Source organism: Pararobbsia alpina, assembly GCF_902859895.1.
Lineage (GTDB): Bacteria > Pseudomonadota > Gammaproteobacteria > Burkholderiales > Burkholderiaceae > Pararobbsia > Pararobbsia alpina.
The window spans coordinates 1-19,064 of sequence record NZ_CADIKM010000062.1 but is presented as its reverse complement, the minus strand read 5'-3'; the positions used below and the strand labels follow the sequence as shown (position 1 = coordinate 19,064).

Below are 19,064 nucleotides of genomic sequence, written 5' to 3'. Positions count from 1 at the left end.
TTGGTCCAGCAGCTTGCGGAACATTTCCACGCCCGTGCACGTCGTCTTGACCGTGTCCTTGATCCCGACGATTTCGATTTCTTCGCCGACCTTCACGATGCCGCGCTCAACCCGGCCCGTCACCACCGTACCGCGACCCGAGATCGAGAACACGTCTTCGATCGGCATCAGGAACGCGCCATCCACCGCACGCTCCGGCGTCGGGATGTACGAGTCCAGTGCATCGGCCAGCGCGAAAATCGCCGTCTCGCCCAGCTCGCCCTTGTCGCCTTCCAGCGCCAGCTTCGCCGAACCCTTCACGATAGGCACGTCGTCGCCCGGGAAGTCGTACTTCGAGAGCAGTTCGCGCACTTCCATTTCGACGAGCTCGAGCAGCTCGGCGTCGTCCACCATGTCGCACTTGTTCAGGAACACGATGATGTAAGGCACGCCCACCTGGCGGGCCAGCAGGATGTGCTCGCGCGTCTGCGGCATCGGGCCGTCAGCGGCCGAGCACACCAGGATCGCGCCGTCCATCTGCGCCGCACCCGTGATCATGTTCTTCACATAGTCGGCGTGGCCCGGGCAGTCAACGTGCGCATAGTGGCGCGCTTCCGTTTCGTACTCGACGTGTGCCGTGTTGATCGTGATGCCGCGCGCCTTTTCTTCCGGCGCCGCGTCGATCTGGTCGTAGGCCTTTGCTTCGCCGCCGAACTTGCGCGACAGCACCGTCGTGATCGCTGCCGTCAGCGTCGTCTTGCCATGGTCCACGTGACCGATGGTCCCCACGTTCACGTGCGGCTTGGTCCGCTCGAATTTACCTTTAGCCATGATTCTCTTCTTTCAAAAAATTGGGTTGAGCACGGCGTGGCCGCCGTGCTTTGACTCGTTTTTACTTACTTCGACTTCGCGCTGATGATCGCTTCAGCAACGTTACGCGGTGCTTCGGAGTAGTGCTTGAACTCCATCGTGTACGTTGCACGACCCTGGGTCAGCGAACGCAGCGAAGTCGAATAGCCGAACATCTCGGCCAGCGGGACTTCCGCGCGCACGATCTTGCCGCCGCCACCTGCAATGTCGTCCATCCCTTGCAGGATGCCCCGACGGCTCGACAAGTCGCCCATCACATTGCCCATGAAATCTTCCGGCGTCTCGACCTCGACAGCCATCATCGGTTCGAGCAGTACCGGGGTTGCACGGCGCATCCCTTCCTTGAACGCCATCGAGCCGGCCATGCGGAACGCGTTTTCGTTCGAGTCCACATCGTGGTACGAACCGAACGTCAGCGTCACCTTCACGTCGACCACCGGATAGCCGGCGAGCACGCCCGACTTCAGGGTTTCGATGATGCCCTTGTCCACTGCCGGGATGTATTCGCGCGGCACGACGCCGCCCTTGATCGCGTCGACGAACTCATAGCCCTTGCCCGGCGCCTGCGGTTCGACCTTGATCACGACGTGACCATACTGGCCACGGCCACCCGACTGCTTGACGAACTTGCCTTCGACGTCTTCCGCGCTCGACTTGATCGTTTCGCGATACGCAACTTGCGGCTTGCCGACCGTCGCTTCGACGTTGAATTCGCGCTTCATCCGGTCGACGAGAATTTCCAGGTGGAGCTCGCCCATCCCGGAGATGATCGTCTGACCCGATTCCTCGTCCGACGAAACACGGAACGACGGATCTTCCTGAGCCAGACGGTTCAGGGCGATACCCATCTTTTCCTGGTCGACCTTGGTCTTCGGCTCGACAGCCTGCGAAATGACCGGCTCCGGGAAAATCATGCGTTCGAGCACGATGATGTGATCCGGATCGCAGATTGTGTCGCCCGTCGTCACGTCCTTCAGGCCAACTGCGGCGGCGATGTCGCCCGCGCGCACTTCCTTGATTTCTTCGCGCTGGTTCGCATGCATCTGCAGAATCCGGCCGAGACGTTCCTTCTTCGACTTGATCGGGTTGTAGACGGTATCGCCCGAATTCACGATGCCCGAATACACGCGGAAGAAGATCAGCTGGCCGACGAACGGGTCGGTCATGATCTTGAACGCGAGGCCCGCGAACTTCTCGTCGTCGGCTGCGCGGCGCTCGACCTGCTCACCGTCGTCGTCTTCACCCGTGACCGGGGGAATGTCGATCGGCGACGGCATGTAGTCGACCACGGCGTCGAGCATGGCCTGCACGCCCTTGTTCTTGAACGCGGTGCCACACAGCATCGGGACGATTTCGCCGGCGATCGTACGTGCACGGATCGCTGCCTTGATTTCGTCTTCGCTCAGCGCTTCGCCGCCGAGGTACTTTTCCATCAGCTCTTCGGACGATTCCGCCGCGGCTTCGAGCAGCTTTTCACGCCACTCGTTGGCGAGCTCGGCGAGCTCGGCCGGGATGGCTTCGTACGAGAACTTCGTGCCCTGGCTCGCGTCATCCCACAAGACAGCCTTCATCTTGACGAGGTCGATCACGCCGAGGAAGTTTTCTTCGGCGCCGATCGGTACCTGGACCGGAATCGGGTTCGCCTTCAGGCGCAGACGCATCTGGTCGTGCACCTTGAAGAAGTTCGCACCAGTACGGTCCATCTTGTTGACGAACGCGAGACGCGGCACGCCGTACTTGTTGGCCTGGCGCCAGACCGTTTCCGACTGCGGCTGCACGCCGCCGACCGCACAGTAAACCATGCAGGCGCCGTCGAGCACGCGCATCGAGCGTTCGACTTCAATCGTGAAGTCGACGTGTCCCGGCGTGTCGATGATGTTGATCCGGTGTTCCGGATAGTTACCGGCCATGCCCTTCCAGAACGCGGTCGTCGCGGCCGACGTGATCGTAATGCCGCGCTCTTGTTCCTGTTCCATCCAGTCCATCGTCGCGGCGCCGTCATGCACCTCGCCGATCTTGTGGTTCACACCGGTATAAAACAGGATACGTTCGGTCGTCGTCGTTTTGCCGGCGTCGATGTGCGCGCTAATCCCGATATTGCGGTAGCGCTCGATAGGAGTCTTGCGAGCCACTTGTGATCCTCTATACGTTGACACCCCAGGCGTTCCCGGAGCGCCCTAACACAAACGGGCGAGGCGCGATTTATCGCGCACCCGCCCGGAGTTCCGGCGATTCTGCTGCGCTTTGGGCGCTTAGAACCGGAAGTGCGAGAAGGCCTTGTTCGCTTCAGCCATACGGTGCACTTCGTCGCGCTTCTTCATCGCGCCGCCCCGACCTTCCGATGCTTCGAGCAGTTCGCCGGCCAGACGCAGGGCCATCGACTTCTCGCTACGCTTCTTCGCGGACTCGCGCAACCAACGCATCGCCAATGCCATACGACGCGACGGACGCACTTCGACCGGAACCTGATAGTTCGCACCACCAACCCGACGGCTCTTCACTTCGACCACCGGCTTGATGTTGTTCAGCGCGATATTGAACACTTCGAGGGGGTCCTTGCCGGCCTTTCCCTGGATTTGTTCAAATGCGCCGTACACGATGCGCTCGGCAACCGACTTCTTGCCCGACAGCATCAGTACGTTCATGAACTTTGCAACATCAATGTTGCCGAATTTCGGATCCGGCAATATGTCCCGCTTGGGGACTTCACGACGACGTGGCATCTTCTTTCCTTTACCTGTTCAGTTGGAGCCTTTGGCTCCGCGGTCATCAACGAGCCTTCGTTCAGTAGCTGGCTGGATGACCACTTACTCGACAGCGCCGGCGCTTTGCACCGACCCGCCGCAATGTGCACAAACCGCTTGAAACGCGACTGCGCGCAAAACGAAAAGCTTGATCTACTACGGTTCTGGCGGGGCCAGAGCTCCGGGTTCGGCGCTTACTTACCGCCCTTGCCGCCCTTTGCCTTCTTCGCACCGTACTTCGAGCGCGCTTGCTTACGGTCCTTGACGCCCTGGGTATCCAGCGAGCCACGCACCATGTGATAACGCACACCCGGCAAGTCCTTCACCCGGCCACCGCGGATCAGCACAACCGAGTGTTCCTGCAGGTTGTGGCCTTCACCGCCGATGTACGAGATGACTTCGAAGCCGTTGGTCAGACGAACCTTCGCAACCTTACGCAGTGCGGAGTTCGGCTTCTTCGGCGTGGTGGTGTATACACGGGTGCATACGCCACGACGTTGGGGGCAGTCCTGCAGTGCCGGGCTCTTGCTCTTGGCATGGCCAGAGGTGCGCGGCTTGCGGACCAACTGATTGATCGTTGGCATTGTTAAATCCTGCTAAAAATGAAGTTGGTTTTTCAGACCCCTGGGATCTGGACGGCCCGGGCAAGCGGACCGCGTCCGGATTGGACTCACCGCAGCGAGTGCGGAAGTACTGTGTCGGCTTGCAACCCGTGAATGGCGTTTTGAAAACGCCATGAGGGAAGGCACCTGACCCAAAATCCGGAACCTCGCATCTTAGTCCGTGAATCGGCTATTGGTCAACTGGAAAACCGAAAGAATAACGACGATTCAGTCCGCGCCGACGACGTCGATCAGTTCTTCGCCGAAGCGCTCGAGTTTGCGGGCGCCGATGCCGGGAATCCCCCGCAGCTCGCCCACGCTCGCCGGCGCATTGCGCGCGAGTTCGGCGAGGGTCGCGTCGTGGAAAATCACGTAGGCCGGCACGCCGTCGGCCTTCGCGGTTTCGGCGCGCCAGGTGCGCAGCCGCTCCCACCGCGCGCGCTGGTGCGGCGACATACCCGTGGTCGGATCGGTGCGCGAGCCGCCTTTCGAGCCGACCTGCCGGCTGCGCGCCGGTTTCACATAGCGGCGCAGCGTGACTTCCTGCTCGCCCTTGAGCACGGCTCGGCTCGCGGCGGTGAGCACGAGCGCGCCGTGACCCTGGTGGTCGACCGCGAGGAAACCATACGCGACCATCTGGCGAAAGATCGCACGCCACTCGGGCTCACCCTGCTCGGCGCCCACCCCGAAGGTAGACAGCTGGTCATGGTGGTACTGCGCGACGCGTTCAGTTCGGGTGCCGCGCAGGATGTCGATCAGATGCCCCGCGCCGAAGCTGAAACCGCTGGCGCGCGACGCTCGATACACACAGGACAGCGCCATCTGCGCTTCACGCGTGCCGTTCCAGGTATCGGGCGGATTCAGGCAAGTATCGCAGTTGCCGCAGGGCGCCGAGGACTCGCCGAAATACGCGAGCAACCGCACGCGACGGCAGCCCGCGGTCTCGCACAGGCCGAGCAAGGCGTCGAGCTTCGCCGTGCTCAGGCGCTTGTGCGCCTCGTCGGCATCGGACTCGTCGATCATCTTGCGCTGCTGGACGACGTCGCCGAGGCCGTAGGCCATCCAGGCATTCGCGGGCGAACCGTCGCGCCCCGCGCGGCCGGTCTCCTGATAGTAGCCTTCCATGCTCTTGGGCAGATCGAGGTGGGCGACGAAGCGCACATCCGGCTTGTCGATCCCCATGCCGAACGCGATCGTCGCGACCATCACGACGCCGTCCTCGCGCTTGAACTGCTCCTGTCGCGTCTGCCGGATCTCCGCGTCCATTCCCGCGTGATAGCCCAGTGCGCGAATGCCCTGGGTATTGAGCCACTCCGCGGTCTCTTCGACCTTGCGCCGCGAAAGGCAGTAGACGATCCCCGCGTCGTTCGTGGCGCCGTTCTGGTGCTCGCTGCGGATGAAGTCGAGCAATTGGGTGCGCGCATTGTCTTTTTCGACGATCCGGTAGCGGATGTTCGGCCGGTCGAAACTGTCGATAAAGACGCGGGCATCGCTGAGCGCAAGCCGCTCGATGATCTCGTTGCGGGTCGCTTCATCGGCCGTCGCAGTCAAGGCGATGCGCGGCACGCTCGGAAAACGTTCGTGAAGCACCGACAACTGAATGTATTCAGGCCGGAAGTCGTGTCCCCACTGGGACACGCAATGCGCCTCGTCGATCGCAAACAGACCGATGCGCGAGCGGTCGAGCAATTCGAGAAAACGCGCCGTCATCAGCCGCTCGGGCGCGACATACAGCAAGTCGATATCGCCGTTCTCGAACGCACGCTCGGTCTGGAACGCCTGCTGCCCGGTCAGCGTCGAGTTCAGATAGGCTGCGCGCACACCCGCCTCGAGCAGGGCCGCGACCTGGTCCTGCATCAATGCGATCAGCGGCGATACGACGATTGCGGCGCCGAGCCCGCGAGCCTTCCGGTCGATCGCGGGAATCTGATAGCACAGTGACTTGCCGCCGCCGGTCGGCATCAGTACGAGGCAGTCCCCGCCATCGGCGACGTGTTCGATGGCCTCCGCCTGCAATCCGCGGAAAGCCGGATAACCGAACACTTCATTGAGAATCGCGAGGCAACGAGACATAAATCCTAAAACCGGCAGGGCGGAACGAGACACCCGAGTCTAGCAGCGCTAGCGATGCGCAGCCGATAGGTCGGATGGATAAAGTTGGCATCCGAGACGGCAGTCCAACCCATGGGCAAAAAAAATCCCGGCAAGCGACACGCGCTTGCCGGGACGATCCGGTATCCAGCGAGGCGGGTGGCGAAACGGGCTTCGACTAGCTCTGCCCACCCGTTCGCACCGCCATACCGAAGAGACTTACTCCGCCGATTGCGTCGGCTCGATAGTCGCGTCGGGCGTCGCGAAGTCGAACGTCGACTCCTCGGCCGCGATCTGGTCGAAACGTTCGCGATCCAGCGATTCCTTCGTCTTGCGTGCCTTGTGGAACGCGAGACCGGTACCCGCCGGAATCAGACGACCGACGATCACGTTTTCCTTCAGGCCACGCAAATCGTCGCGTTTGCCCATGATCGCCGCTTCGGTCAGCACCCGCGTCGTTTCCTGGAACGAAGCCGCGGAGATGAACGAATCCGTCGACAGCGACGCCTTCGTAATACCCAGCAGCACGTTCTCGTACGTCGCCGGCGTCTTGCCGTCGGCCATCATGCGATCGTTTTCGTCGAGCATGTCCGAACGTTCGACCTGCTCGCCGGTGATGAAGCGCGTATCCCCGTTGTCGGAGATCTGCACACGACGCAGCATCTGGCGAACGATCACCTCGATGTGCTTGTCGTTGATCTTCACACCCTGCAAGCGATAGACGTCCTGCACTTCGTCCACGATGTAGCGCGCGAGCGCCTCGATACCCTGCAGGCGCAAGATATCGTGCGGATCGGCCGGACCATCGACGATCATTTCGCCCTTGTTCACCACCTGGCCGTCGTGCACCAGCACTTGCTTGTCCTTCGAAATCAGGAACTCATGCTGGTTGCCGTCGAGGTCGGTAATGACCAGACGCTGCTTGCCTTTCGTGTCCTTGCCGAACGAGGTCGTACCCGTGACTTCCGCGAGAATGCCGGCGTCCTTCGGCGAACGTGCTTCGAACAACTCGGCCACGCGCGGCAGACCGCCGGTAATGTCCCGCGTCTTCTGCGCTTCGGTCGGGATCCGTGCGAGCACTTCACCCGGGTGCACTTGCTGACCATCCTTGACGGTGATCAGTGCGCCAACCTGGAAGCCGATCGCCACCGCATGCTCGGTGTTCGGGATCTTGATCTCTTCACCGTTCGCGTCGATCAGCTTCACCTGCGGACGCACGGTCTTGCCTTGCGTACCGCGGCGCTTCGGATCAATCGAGACCAGCGTCGACAGACCGGTCACATCGTCGATCTGCTTGGCAACCGTCACGCCTTCTTCGACGTTTTCGAACTTCACCGTACCGCCCCACTCGGTGATGATCGGACGGGTCAGCGGATCCCAGACGGCGAGCTGCGTGCCGGCCTTGATCTGCGCACCGTCGAGCTGCAGCAGCGTCGCACCGTACGGAATCTTGTGACGTTCGCGCTCACGGCCATGGTCGTCCGCGATGATGGCTTCGCCCGAACGCGAAATGGCGATCTGCTCACCCTTCGCATTCGTGACGTAACGCATCGTCGCGGTGAAACGCACGGTACCGTTCGACTTCGCTTCGACGCTCGAGGCCACTGCATTACGCGATGCCGCACCACCGATGTGGAACGTACGCATCGTGAGCTGCGTGCCCGGTTCGCCGATCGACTGCGCGGCGATCACGCCGACTGCTTCGCCGACGTTCACGCTCGAGCCGCGACCGAGGTCACGGCCGTAGCACTTGCCGCACAGGCCGTAACGCGTACCGCAGGTCAGCGGCGTGCGTACGCGCACTTCGTCGATGCCGAGGCGTTCGATTTCCTCGACCGCGTCTTCGTCGAGCAGCGTGCCCGATTCGTACAGCGTTTCCTGCGTTTCCGGGTTGACGACGTCAGCCACCGCCACACGGCCGAGAATCCGGTCGCGCAGCGCTTCGACGACTTCACCGCCTTCGACGAGCGCCTTCATCGCGACGCCGTTGGTCGTGCCGCAATCGTCCTCGACCACGACCAGATCCTGCGTCACGTCGACCAGGCGACGCGTCAGGTAGCCCGAGTTCGCCGTCTTCAGCGCCGTGTCGGCCAGACCCTTACGTGCACCGTGAGTCGAGATGAAGTACTGGAGAACGTTCAGCCCTTCGCGGAAGTTCGCCGTAATCGGCGTCTCGATGATCGAGCCGTCCGGCTTGGCCATCAGGCCTCGCATCCCGGCGAGCTGGCGAATCTGCACCGCCGAACCCCGCGCGCCCGAGTCCGCCATCATGTAGATGGAGTTGAACGATTCCTGACGCGTGCTCACACCTTCGCGATCGACGACCGGTTCGGACGACAGCTGTTCCATCATCGCCTTGCCGACCGCTTCCGACGTCGCCGACCAGATGTCGACCACGTTGTTGTAGCGTTCCTGCGAAGTCACGAGACCCGACATGTACTGGCGATCGTATTCCTTCACCTTCTGCGCGGCGTCGTTGACGATCGTTTCCTTTGCAGGCGGCACCAGCATGTCGTCGACGCAGATCGAAATCCCTGCGCGCGTCGCCAGGCGGAAACCCGACTGCATCAGCTGATCGGCAAAAATCACCGTTTCGCGCAGACCGCAGCGGCGGAACGCCGTGTTGATCAGGCGCGAGATTTCCTTCTTCTTCAGCGGCTTGTTCAGCACCGTGAACGGCAGGCCCGGCGGCAGGATCTCCGACAGGATCGCGCGGCCGACGGTCGTCGAGTACAGCGAGATCTTCGGCACGAACTTCGGCGCGCCTTCCGACGTGTCTTCGTTCGCAACCTGTTCCGTGATCCGCACGTTCACGCGCGAGGTCAGGTCGACCTGCTTGTTTTCCCAGGCCAGCAGCGCTTCGGAGACGCCCGTGAACGTCAGGCCTTCGCCCTTGCCGTTCACGCGCTCACGCGTCGCGTAGTAGAGACCGAGCACGATATCCTGCGACGGCACGATCGACGGATCGCCGTTGGCCGGGAACAGGATGTTGTTCGAGGCGAGCATCAGCGTGCGCGCTTCGAGCTGGGCTTCGAGCGACAGCGGCACGTGGACGGCCATCTGGTCACCGTCGAAGTCGGCGTTGAACGCCGCGCAGACGAGCGGATGCAGCTGGATCGCCTTGCCTTCGATCAGCACCGGCTCGAACGCCTGGATACCCAGGCGGTGGAGCGTCGGCGCGCGGTTCAGCATGACCGGATGTTCACGAATGACTTCTTCGAGAATGTCCCACACGACTGCTGTCTGGTTTTCGACTTCCTTCTTCGCGGCCTTGATCGTGGTCGCGACGCCCATCACTTCCAGCTTGTGGAAAATGAAGGGCTTGAAGAGTTCGAGCGCCATCAGCTTCGGCAGGCCGCACTGATGCAGCTTGAGCGTCGGGCCGACCACGATGACCGAACGGCCCGAGTAGTCGACGCGCTTGCCGAGCAGGTTCTGACGGAAACGACCGCCCTTGCCCTTGATCATGTCGGCAAGCGACTTCAGCGGACGCTTGTTGGCGCCCGTCATCGCCTTGCCGCGACGACCGTTGTCGAGCAGCGAGTCGACGGCTTCCTGCAGCATCCGCTTTTCGTTGCGGACGATGATTTCAGGCGCCTTCAGCTCGAGCAGACGCTTCAACCGGTTGTTCCGGTTGATCACGCGGCGATACAGGTCGTTCAGGTCGGACGTCGCGAAACGGCCACCGTCGAGCGGCACCAGCGGGCGCAGTTCGGGCGGCAGCACCGGCAGCACTTCGAGCACCATCCAGTCGGGCTTGATGCCCGAACGCTGGAAGGCCTCGAGCACTTTCAGGCGCTTCGCGTACTTCTTGATCTTCGCTTCCGAGCCGGTCGTCTTCAGTTCCTGACGCAGCGTTTCGGCCTGCGCGTCGATGTCGATCGAACGCAGCAGTTCGCGCACGCCTTCCGCGCCCATTTCGGCACGGAACTCGTCACCGTACTCTTCAACCTTGTTGTAGTAATCCTCTTCGGTCATGATCTGCGCGCGCTTGAGCGGCGTCATGCCCGGTTCGATGACCACATAGGCTTCGAAGTACAGCACGCGTTCGATGTCGCGCAGCGTCATGTCGAGCACCATGCCCAGGCGCGACGGCAGCGACTTCAGGAACCAGATGTGCGCGACCGGCGAGGCGAGCTCGATATGGCCCATGCGCTCGCGGCGCACTTTGGCGAGTGTCACTTCGACGCCGCACTTTTCGCAGATCACACCACGGTGCTTCAGGCGCTTGTACTTGCCGCACAGGCACTCGTAGTCCTTGATCGGACCGAAGATCTTCGCGCAGAACAGACCATCGCGTTCCGGCTTGAAGGTCCGGTAGTTGATCGTTTCCGGCTTCTTGACTTCACCGAACGACCACGACCGGATCTTGTCCGGCGACGCGAGACCAATCTTGATCGCGTCGAATACTTCTTCTTGTTGGACTTGCTTGAATAGATCGAGCAGAGCTTTCATTGCTTTCTCCGTAGTCCGATTAGTTGCGATCGAGGTCGATGTCGATCCCGAGCGAACGGATTTCCTTCACCAGCACATTGAAGGATTCCGGCATGCCGGCATCGATCACGTGATCGCCCTTGACCAGGTTTTCATACACCTTGGTCCGGCCTGCCACGTCATCCGACTTGACCGTCAACATTTCCTGCAGCACGTAGGACGCGCCATAGGCTTCGAGTGCCCACACTTCCATTTCACCGAAACGCTGGCCGCCGAACTGCGCCTTACCACCCAGCGGCTGCTGCGTGACGAGCGAGTACGGACCGGTCGAACGCGCGTGCATCTTGTCGTCGACCAAATGGTGCAACTTCAGATAGTGCATGTAGCCGACCGTGACCGGGCGTTCGAACGCTTCACCCGTGCGGCCGTCGAACAGTTGCAGCTGATTCTTCGAGGGCGTCATGCCGAGCTGCTTGGCCACGTCGTCCGGGAACGCGAGGTCGAGCGCACGTGACATTTCGTCTTCGGTCGCACCGTCGAACACCGGTGTCGCGAACGGCACGCCTTCCTTGAGGTTCTCGGCAAGCTGGAGAATCTCGTCGTCGGAGAACGTATCGAGCGCTTCCGTGCGGCCTGACTCGTTGTAGATCTTCGCCAGGAAAGTCCGCATTTCCTCGGCCTTCACATGCTTCTGCAGCATCTCGCCGATGCGCCAGCCGAGACCCTTCGCGGCCCAGCCCAGATGCACTTCGAGCACCTGCCCGACGTTCATCCGCGACGGCACGCCGAGCGGATTCAGCACGACATCCGCGGGACGGCCATCGGCCATGTACGGCATGTCTTCAATCGGCACGATCTTCGAGACGACACCCTTGTTGCCGTGGCGACCCGCCATCTTGTCGCCAGGCTGCAGGCGACGCTTGACCGCGAGGTACACCTTGACCATCTTCAGCACGCCCGGCGGCAGTTCGTCGCCTTGCGTCAGCTTCTTGCGCTTTTCTTCGAACGCGAGGTCGAACTGGTGACGCTTCTGTTCGATCGATTCCTTGATTGCTTCGAGCTGCTGGGCCGCATCGTCTTCTGCAAGACGGATGTCGAACCAGTGATAGTGATCGAGATCGGCCAGGTATTCCTTGGTGATCTTGGCACCCTTGGCGAGCTTCTTCGGACCGCCGTTCACGGCGCGGTCGATCAGCATGCGCTCGAGACGCTGGAAGGCATCGCCTTCGACGATCCGCAGCTGGTCGTTCAGGTCGAGGCGATAGCGCTTGAGTTCATCGTCGATGATCTGTTGCGCACGCTTGTCGCGCTGAATGCCTTCACGCGTGAAGACCTGGACGTCGATCACCGTGCCGCTCATGCCCGAGGGCACGCGCAGCGAGGTGTCCTTCACGTCCGATGCCTTTTCGCCGAAGATCGCGCGCAGCAGCTTTTCTTCCGGCGTCAGCTGGGTTTCGCCCTTCGGCGTGACCTTGCCGACCATCACGTCGCCTGCTTCGACTTCCGCGCCGATGTAGACAATGCCCGACTCATCGAGACGGCCGAGCTGGACTTCGGCGAGGTTCGAGATGTCGCGCGTGATTTCTTCCGGTCCGAGCTTCGTGTCGCGTGCGACAACGTTCAGTTCTTCGATGTGGATCGAGGTGTAACGATCGTCAGCGACGACCTTTTCCGAGATCAGGATCGAGTCTTCGAAGTTGTAGCCGTTCCACGGCATGAACGCGACCATCATGTTCTGGCCAAGTGCCAGTTCACCCAGATCGGTCGACGCGCCGTCGGCGACCACGTCGCCGCGCGCAACCTTGTCGCCGACCTTCACGATCGGACGCTGGTTGATGTTCGTGTTCTGGTTCGAACGCGTGTACTTGATCAGGTTGTAGATGTCCACGCCGACGTCGCCCGCCTGCGCTTCATCGTCGTTCACGCGGATCACGATACGGCCGGCGTCGACATAGTCGACCACCCCGCCACGCGTCGCCTGAACCGTCGTACCCGAGTCGACCGCCACCGTGCGTTCGATGCCCGTACCGACCACGGCCTTTTCAGGACGCAGGCAAGGCACCGCCTGACGCTGCATGTTCGAGCCCATCAAGGCGCGGTTCGCATCGTCGTGCTCGAGGAACGGGATCAGCGAAGCGGCAACCGAAACGATCTGCGACGGTGCGACGTCCATGTACTGGACGCGATCCGGCGTGACCATCAGCGTTTCGCCCGCTTCACGCGCCGACACGAGTTCGTCGGTCAGCGTGCCGGCTTCGGCCACCGCCGCGTTCGCCTGGGCGATCACATAGCGGCCTTCCTCGATCGCGGACAGGTAATCGATCTTGTCGGTCACCTTGCCGTCTTCGACCTTGCGGTACGGCGTTTCGAGGAAGCCATACTCGTTCAGGTGCGCATACAGCGCGAGCGAGTTGATCAGGCCGATGTTCGGACCTTCAGGCGTTTCAATCGGGCACACGCGGCCATAGTGGGTCGGGTGCACGTCGCGGACTTCGAAGCCTGCTCGTTCACGCGTCAAACCGCCCGGTCCCAGTGCCGATACGCGGCGCTTGTGGGTGATTTCCGACAGCGGATTGGTCTGGTCCATGAACTGCGACAGCTGCGACGAACCGAAGAACTCGCGAATTGCCGACGAAATCGGCTTCGAGTTGATCAGGTCGTGCGGCATCAGATTTTCGCTTTCAGCCTGGCCCAGACGTTCCTTGACCGCGCGTTCAACACGCACGAGGCCGGCACGGAACTGGTTCTCGGCGAGTTCGCCGACACAGCGCACCCGGCGATTGCCCAGGTGATCGATGTCGTCGACTTCGCCCTTGCCGTTGCGCAGCTCGACGAGGATCTTGATCGTCGCGAGAATGTCGTCGTCCTGCAGCGTCATCGGGCCGACGATTTCGTCACGGCCGACGCGGCGGTTGAACTTCATGCGGCCGACCTTCGACAGGTCGTACGCTTCTTCGCTGTAGAACAGGCGGTTGAACAGCGCTTCGACGGCCTCTTCAGTCGGCGGTTCGCCCGGACGCATCATCCGGTAGATCGCGATACGTGCGGCGGTGCGATCCGTCGTTTCGTCGATACGCAGTGTCTGCGAAATGTACGGACCTTGATCGAGGTCGTTCGTGTACAGCGTCTGAATGCTCTTGACCTTCGCTTCGCGAAGCTTCTCGAGGAGCATTTCAGCGACTTCTTCATTCGCGTTCGCGATCACTTCGCCGGTTTCCGCATCGACGACGTTCTTCGCGAGCACGCGGCCGAGCAGATAGTCTTCCGGAACCGAGATGAACTTGGTCTTCGCGTTTTCGAGGTCGCGGATGTGCTTCGCGTTGATCCGCTTATCCTTCGCAACGACGAGGTTACCTTCGCGATCGTTGATGTCGAAGCGCGCGACTTCGCCGCGCAGGCGTTCCGGCACGAACTCGACTTGCGCGCCTTCGTCCATCAGCGTGAAGTTGTCGAACACGAAGAAGTGCGCAAGGATCTGTTCCGGCGTCAGGCCGATGGCCTTCAGCAGGATCGTCACCGGCATCTTGCGGCGGCGGTCGACGCGGAAGTACAGGATGTCCTTCGGGTCGAACTCGAAGTCGAGCCACGAGCCGCGGTAAGGGATGATCCGTGCTGAGAACAGCAGTTTGCCCGAACTGTGCGTCTTGCCCTTGTCGTGTTCGAAGAACACGCCTGGCGAACGGTGCAACTGCGAGACGATCACTCGCTCGGTGCCGTTGATGACAAACGAGCCGGTCGAAGTCATGAGCGGAATTTCGCCCATATAGACTTCTTGTTCCTTGACTTCCTTGACGACGGGCTTGCTCGGCGATTCCTTGTCGAGCAGCACGAGGCGCACTTTCGCGCGCAGCGCCGAACAGAAAGTCAGGCCCCGTTGTTGGCACTCCTTGACGTCGAACGCAGGAGGCGACAGCATATAGCTGACGAACTCGAGACGTGCGAAGCCGTTGTGCGAGACGATCGGAAACACCGACGAAAACGCTGCTTGCAGGCCTTCTGGCTTACGCGTCGTCGGGCTGGTGTCTTGTTGCAGAAAGGTGCTGAATGATTCAAGCTGGGTAGCCAGCAAAAACGGTACTTGGTGAACGATCGGGCGCTTCGCAAAACTCTTGCGAAGACGCTTCTTTTCGGTGAAGGAATATTGCATACGAGCTCCGGATCACGGCAGATCGACGCCATTTAGGCGAGACCCGAGTGTTCACCGACTGAGACCTGTGGTCGTCCGCTGCAGGAACGAGGAACAGACCAAGAAGCTTGGTGGTTGGCCGCTACCAACCGCTGGCTGACAGCATGGACCGACCAGCACCCATGCCCGACCAAACTAGCCTTCTGCAGTCGCTTCAGAAGACAAAGAGGAGAGCCTCGCGGTGTGCCCGCGGTTTGCCAAACAGGCAGACCGTAGGCCGGCGCGACCCTCTTCTTTGAATTCTGCGGAACGGCGATTCTGTCGCATTCATCGGTAAAATCCGCCGACAGAAAACGCTGTCCCACAAAGCACAAAAAGGCTGACGGTCAAAACCGTCAGCCTTCGCGCGAAAACGCGAGTCTTACTTGATTTCTGCCTTGGCGCCGGCGTCCTCAAGCTTCTTCTTCGCTTCTTCAGCAGCAGCCTTCGAGACCGCTTCCTTGACAGGCTTCGGTGCACCGTCAACCACGTCCTTCGCTTCCTTCAGGCCGAGACCCGTCAGTTCGCGAACGGCCTTGATCACGCCAACCTTGTTGGCGCCGACTTCGGTCAGGATCACGTTGAATTCGGTTTGCTCTTCGACTGCAGCAGCCACAGCACCGCCGCCGCCACCGCCAACCGACAGGGCCGCTGCCGACACGCCAAACTTCTCTTCGAACGCCTTGACCAGGTCGTTCAGTTCCAGCACGGACATCGAGCCTACGGCTTCGAGGATGTCTTCTTTTGCGATTGCCATTTGAAAATACTCCTAATTTGAAATCGGATACGGGTCGGCTATCAAGCTTCGCTGGGCGCTGCGTCAGTCGACACAGCCGCTTCAGCGGGCGCAGCTTCGGCCGGTGCGTCTTCGGCACGCTTCGCGGACAGCGCGGCCAAGGCACGCGCAAAGCCGGAAACAGGAGCCAGCATGACGCCCAGCAACCTCGCAAGCAGTTCCTCGCGGCTCGGGATGGACGCCAGCGCTTGCACGCCCGCCTTGTCCAACACCTGGCCTTCGTAGGCACCAGACCGGATGACCAACTTGTCATTGCTCTTCGCAAAGTCGTTGATGACCCTTGCTGCAGCAATGGCGTCTTCCGACACGCCGTAAATCAGCGGGCCAGTCATTTGGTCAGCCAGCGGAGCAAACGGCGTACCTTCGACCGCACGGCGGGCGAGCGTGTTCTTCAACACGCGCAGGTAAACCTTTTGCTCCCGCGCTTTCGCGCGCAGCTTGGTCAGATCGCCAACCGCGATTCCACGATATTCGGCCAGAACGATGCTTTGGGCCTTGGCGACTTCCGCCTGGACCTCAGCAACGACAGCTCGCTTATCTTCTCTGTTGAGTGGCACGGTTAAACCTCCAGTTCGATGCGTGTTACGTCTGTTCTACGCATCGCGTTTCACAACGGCGTCCGAGTTGTCAGGAGTATTTCCACCGTCCACTTACTGCTGTATTCGGTACAAATGCTGCAAAACTGTTTCGGGTTCGCCATCTGCGTTGGCTAGCATTAAGGAGTTGGTCAAAACGCCGCCTCCGCCAACGGTCTTTGACAACCGGATGCACCGCATACGGCCTGCACACCCGCCCAAAGTCTTTTTCCAGATTGCCGGCGTTGTCGGTCCGGCACTCTTTGAATCTTGTAGCGTCTGGCCTACTTACGCCGACAGCGAGCTCTGGTCGACGCGAACGCCGACACCCATCGTGCTCGACAGCGCGATCTTGCGCAGATAGACGCCCTTGCTCGTCGCGGGCTTCGACTTTTGCAGCGCATCGATCAGGGCGGCGAGGTTGCTGCGCAGCGCGGCCTGTTCGAACGATGCACGGCCGATCGTCGCGTGGATAATCCCGCCCTTGTCGACGCGGTACTGGACCTGGCCAGCCTTCGCGTTCTTCACAGCCGTCGCGACGTCAGGCGTCACGGTACCGACCTTCGGGTTCGGCATCAGGCCGCGCGGGCCGAGAATCTGGCCCAGCGTACCGACGACACGCATCGTGTCCGGCGAAGCGATCACGATGTCGAAGTTCAGGTTGCCGGCCTTGACCTGTTCAGCCAGGTCTTCCATGCCGACGATATCCGCACCGGCGGCACGGGCTTGTTCAGCCTTGTCGCCTTGTGCGAACACTGCAACGCGGACCGACTTACCGGTACCGGCAGGCAGCACGACCGAGCCGCGAACCACCTGGTCTGACTTCTTCGCATCGATGCCGAGCTGGACGGCCACGTCGATCGACTCGTCGAACTTCGCGGTCGCGCATTCCTTGACCAGCGTCAGTGCGTCTTCGATCGCATACAGCTTGTTGCTGTCGACCTTCGCTGCAAATGCTTGCAGGCGCTTGGAAATCTTAGCCATTTACACGCCCTCCACGGTGATGCCCATCGAACGGGCGCTGCCAGCAATCGTACGCACAGCGGCGTCGAGGTCCGCAGCGGTCAGGTCGGGCATCTTGGTCTTTGCAATTTCTTCGGCTTGCGCGCGCGTGATCTTGCCGACCTTGTCGGTATGCGGCTTGGCCGAGCCCTTTTCGAGCTTGGCGGCCTTCTTGATCAGGACCGTGGCCGGCGGCGTCTTCAGGATGAACGTGAAGCTCTTGTCCGCGAAGGCCGTGATCACGACCGGAGTCGGGAGACCCGGCTCCAGGCTCTGCGTCTGCGCGTTGAACGCCTTGCAGAATTCCATGATGTTCAGCCCGCGCTGACCCAGTGCCGGACCAACCGGCGGCGACGGGTTAGCCTTACCAGCCGGGATCTGCAGCTTGATAAAGCCGATAATCTTCTTTGCCATAGTGAACCTCGAATGAACGCTAAGCGTTCGGTGAGTGGTAGCGCGCTTTCCCGGGCCGCCGACTACGCCGGCGGCGGTGGTACTGACGCTCCTCTACGGTGTGCGCGGACCGTAAGCGCGAACGCCGCCTCGCATTTCATTGCGAGGCGGCGTGAAACTCAGATTTTCTCGACTTGCCCGAATTCGAGCTCGACCGGTGTGGAGCGTCCGAAAATCGTGACCGAGACCCGCACCCGGGATTTCTCGTAGTTCACTTCCTCGACGCTGCCGTTGAAGTCTGTGAACGGGCCGTCCTTGACGCGCACCAGTTCGCCAACTTCGAAAAGTGTCTTCGGCCGCGGCTTCTCGACACCTTCCTGCATTTGCGACATGATTTTTTCGACTTCGCGCTCCGAAATCGGGCTCGGCCGATTGCGGGCGCCGCCGACAAAGCCGGTCACCTTGGCGGTGTTCTTCACGAGGTGCCAGGTTTCGTCGGTCATTTCCATCTCGACGAGCACATAACCCGGGAAGAATCGCCGTTCGGTCACCGATTTGTGACCGCCCTTGATTTCCACCACTTCTTCCGTCGGCACGAGAATGCGGCCAAACTGGCCCTGCATGTCGGCGCGATCGATGCGTTCCTGCAAAGCACGTTGCACGCTCTTTTCCATACCGGAATAGGCGTGCACGACGTACCAGCGCTTCCCTTCCTGAGGCTTTGCGAAGTCGGTCATATTATTTCCAACCGAGGATCAGCGAGAAAACGATCCACTCGATCGTCTTGTCACTTCCCCAGATGCAGAGAGCCATCACAAGAACAAAACCGAACACCACAAGGGTGGTCTGCCCAGCTTCCTTGCGCGTCGGCCACACGACCTTGCGAACTTCGCGGTACGAATCCTTCGCGAAACCGACAAAGGCTTTGCCGGCCGACGAAAAATAGGCGACGACGACCGCCGCGACGAGACCGGCCGTCAGCGCAGCACCGCGCACGTACCAGTCTTGCGTACCGAGCAGGTAGAAGCCGGCTACACCAGCGACCACCAGCAGCACCGCCACGCCAAGCATGAGCTTGTCGCCGGTGGAGTTCACATTGTCGACGGAAGGATTCGCCATAACACCAAGTTGACGAGCCGCTCAAGGCGGCCCGAAGTTATTTGGCAGGGGCAGAGGGAATCGAACCCCCAACCTTCGGTTTTGGAGACCGACGCTCTGCCAGTTGAGCTATGCCCCTGAAAACCAAACTGGGATCGGGCGAACTCCGATCCCAATGAAACATCCGATCTTACGCCTATCTGACTTAGGCGATGATCTTCGCGACCACGCCAGCGCCGACGGTACGGCCGCCTTCGCGAATCGCGAAACGCAGGCCTTCTTCCATCGCGATCGGGTGAATCAGCTTCACCGTGA

At 61.0% G+C, this 19,064-nt stretch carries 14 protein-coding genes and 1 tRNA gene; all 15 read right to left on the bottom strand.

From position 1 onward, the window contains the following. The coding region (locus HV670_RS26995; protein ID WP_175108053.1) for an elongation factor Tu at positions 1–810 on the bottom strand (810 nt) is incomplete at its 3' end. Positions 811–875: 65 nt separating this feature from the next. Continuing rightward, on the bottom strand, positions 876–2,981 hold the full coding sequence (gene fusA, locus HV670_RS26990) for an elongation factor G (protein ID WP_175108052.1): 2,106 nt from the start codon (positions 2,979–2,981) through the stop codon (positions 876–878). A 120-nt stretch (positions 2,982–3,101) separates the two neighbouring features. Beyond that, a complete protein-coding gene (gene rpsG / locus HV670_RS26985) occupies positions 3,102–3,572 on the bottom strand; it encodes a 30S ribosomal protein S7 (protein WP_175108051.1) in 471 nt (156 codons plus the stop codon). Between the two features lie 215 nt (positions 3,573–3,787). Beyond that, the gene (gene rpsL, locus HV670_RS26980) at positions 3,788–4,177 is read right to left on the bottom strand and encodes a 30S ribosomal protein S12 (RefSeq protein WP_175108050.1); all 390 of its coding nucleotides are present in this window, start codon (positions 4,175–4,177) and stop codon (positions 3,788–3,790) included. A gap of 246 nt (positions 4,178–4,423) precedes the next feature. Beyond that, the gene (recQ, locus tag HV670_RS26975; protein ID WP_175108049.1) at positions 4,424–6,268 is read right to left on the bottom strand and encodes a DNA helicase RecQ; all 1,845 of its coding nucleotides are present in this window, start codon (positions 6,266–6,268) and stop codon (positions 4,424–4,426) included. A 237-nt stretch (positions 6,269–6,505) separates the two neighbouring features. Further along, the gene (gene rpoC / locus HV670_RS26970; RefSeq protein WP_175108048.1) at positions 6,506–10,741 is read right to left on the bottom strand and encodes a DNA-directed RNA polymerase subunit beta'; all 4,236 of its coding nucleotides are present in this window, start codon (positions 10,739–10,741) and stop codon (positions 6,506–6,508) included. A gap of 19 nt (positions 10,742–10,760) precedes the next feature. Beyond that, complete coding sequence (gene rpoB, locus HV670_RS26965; RefSeq protein ID WP_175108047.1) at positions 10,761–14,867, bottom strand: DNA-directed RNA polymerase subunit beta; 4,107 nt, start codon at positions 14,865–14,867, stop codon at positions 10,761–10,763. 400 nt (positions 14,868–15,267) lie between these two features. Further along, a complete protein-coding gene (gene rplL, locus HV670_RS26960) occupies positions 15,268–15,642 on the bottom strand; it encodes a 50S ribosomal protein L7/L12 (protein WP_175108046.1) in 375 nt (124 codons plus the stop codon). Positions 15,643–15,683: 41 nt separating this feature from the next. After that, positions 15,684–16,238, bottom strand: coding sequence for a 50S ribosomal protein L10 (rplJ, locus tag HV670_RS26955; protein ID WP_175108045.1), 555 nt, complete (start codon positions 16,236–16,238; stop codon positions 15,684–15,686). 306 nt (positions 16,239–16,544) lie between these two features. Beyond that, positions 16,545–17,240 (bottom strand): 50S ribosomal protein L1, encoded by a 696-nt coding sequence (rplA, locus tag HV670_RS26950; RefSeq protein WP_175108044.1) that lies wholly within the window; start codon positions 17,238–17,240, stop codon positions 16,545–16,547. Continuing rightward, positions 17,241–17,672, bottom strand: coding sequence for a 50S ribosomal protein L11 (gene rplK / locus HV670_RS26945; protein WP_175108043.1), 432 nt, complete (start codon positions 17,670–17,672; stop codon positions 17,241–17,243). Positions 17,673–17,830: 158 nt separating this feature from the next. Continuing rightward, positions 17,831–18,388, bottom strand: a complete 558-nt coding sequence (nusG, locus tag HV670_RS26940) for a transcription termination/antitermination protein NusG (protein WP_175108042.1) — start codon at positions 18,386–18,388, stop codon at positions 17,831–17,833. Between the two features lies 1 nt (position 18,389). Continuing rightward, positions 18,390–18,770: a preprotein translocase subunit SecE gene (gene secE / locus HV670_RS26935; protein ID WP_175108041.1), complete on the bottom strand. Its 381-nt coding sequence runs from the start codon at positions 18,768–18,770 to the stop codon at positions 18,390–18,392. 42 nt (positions 18,771–18,812) lie between these two features. Continuing rightward, positions 18,813–18,888, bottom strand: a tRNA-Trp gene (locus HV670_RS26930). Between the two features lie 66 nt (positions 18,889–18,954). After that, a partial coding sequence (locus tag HV670_RS26925; RefSeq protein WP_484555933.1) for an EF-Tu C-terminal domain-related protein occupies positions 18,955–19,064 on the bottom strand: 110 nt, incomplete at its 5' end.

Coding starts and splice junctions, on each gene's coding strand:
- rpsG (WP_175108051.1), bottom strand. CDS start 3,572: ATGCCACGTCGTCGTGAAGTCCCCAAGCGGGACATATTGCCGGATCCG.
- rpsL (WP_175108050.1), bottom strand. CDS start 4,177: ATGCCAACGATCAATCAGTTGGTCCGCAAGCCGCGCACCTCTGGCCAT.
- recQ (WP_175108049.1), bottom strand. CDS start 6,268: ATGTCTCGTTGCCTCGCGATTCTCAATGAAGTGTTCGGTTATCCGGCT.
- rpoC (WP_175108048.1), bottom strand. CDS start 10,741: ATGAAAGCTCTGCTCGATCTATTCAAGCAAGTCCAACAAGAAGAAGTA.
- rpoB (WP_175108047.1), bottom strand. CDS start 14,867: ATGCAATATTCCTTCACCGAAAAGAAGCGTCTTCGCAAGAGTTTTGCG.
- rplL (WP_175108046.1), bottom strand. CDS start 15,642: ATGGCAATCGCAAAAGAAGACATCCTCGAAGCCGTAGGCTCGATGTCC.
- rplA (WP_175108044.1), bottom strand. CDS start 17,240: ATGGCTAAGATTTCCAAGCGCCTGCAAGCATTTGCAGCGAAGGTCGAC.
- rplK (WP_175108043.1), bottom strand. CDS start 17,672: ATGGCAAAGAAGATTATCGGCTTTATCAAGCTGCAGATCCCGGCTGGT.
- nusG (WP_175108042.1), bottom strand. CDS start 18,388: ATGACCGACTTCGCAAAGCCTCAGGAAGGGAAGCGCTGGTACGTCGTG.
- secE (WP_175108041.1), bottom strand. CDS start 18,770: ATGGCGAATCCTTCCGTCGACAATGTGAACTCCACCGGCGACAAGCTC.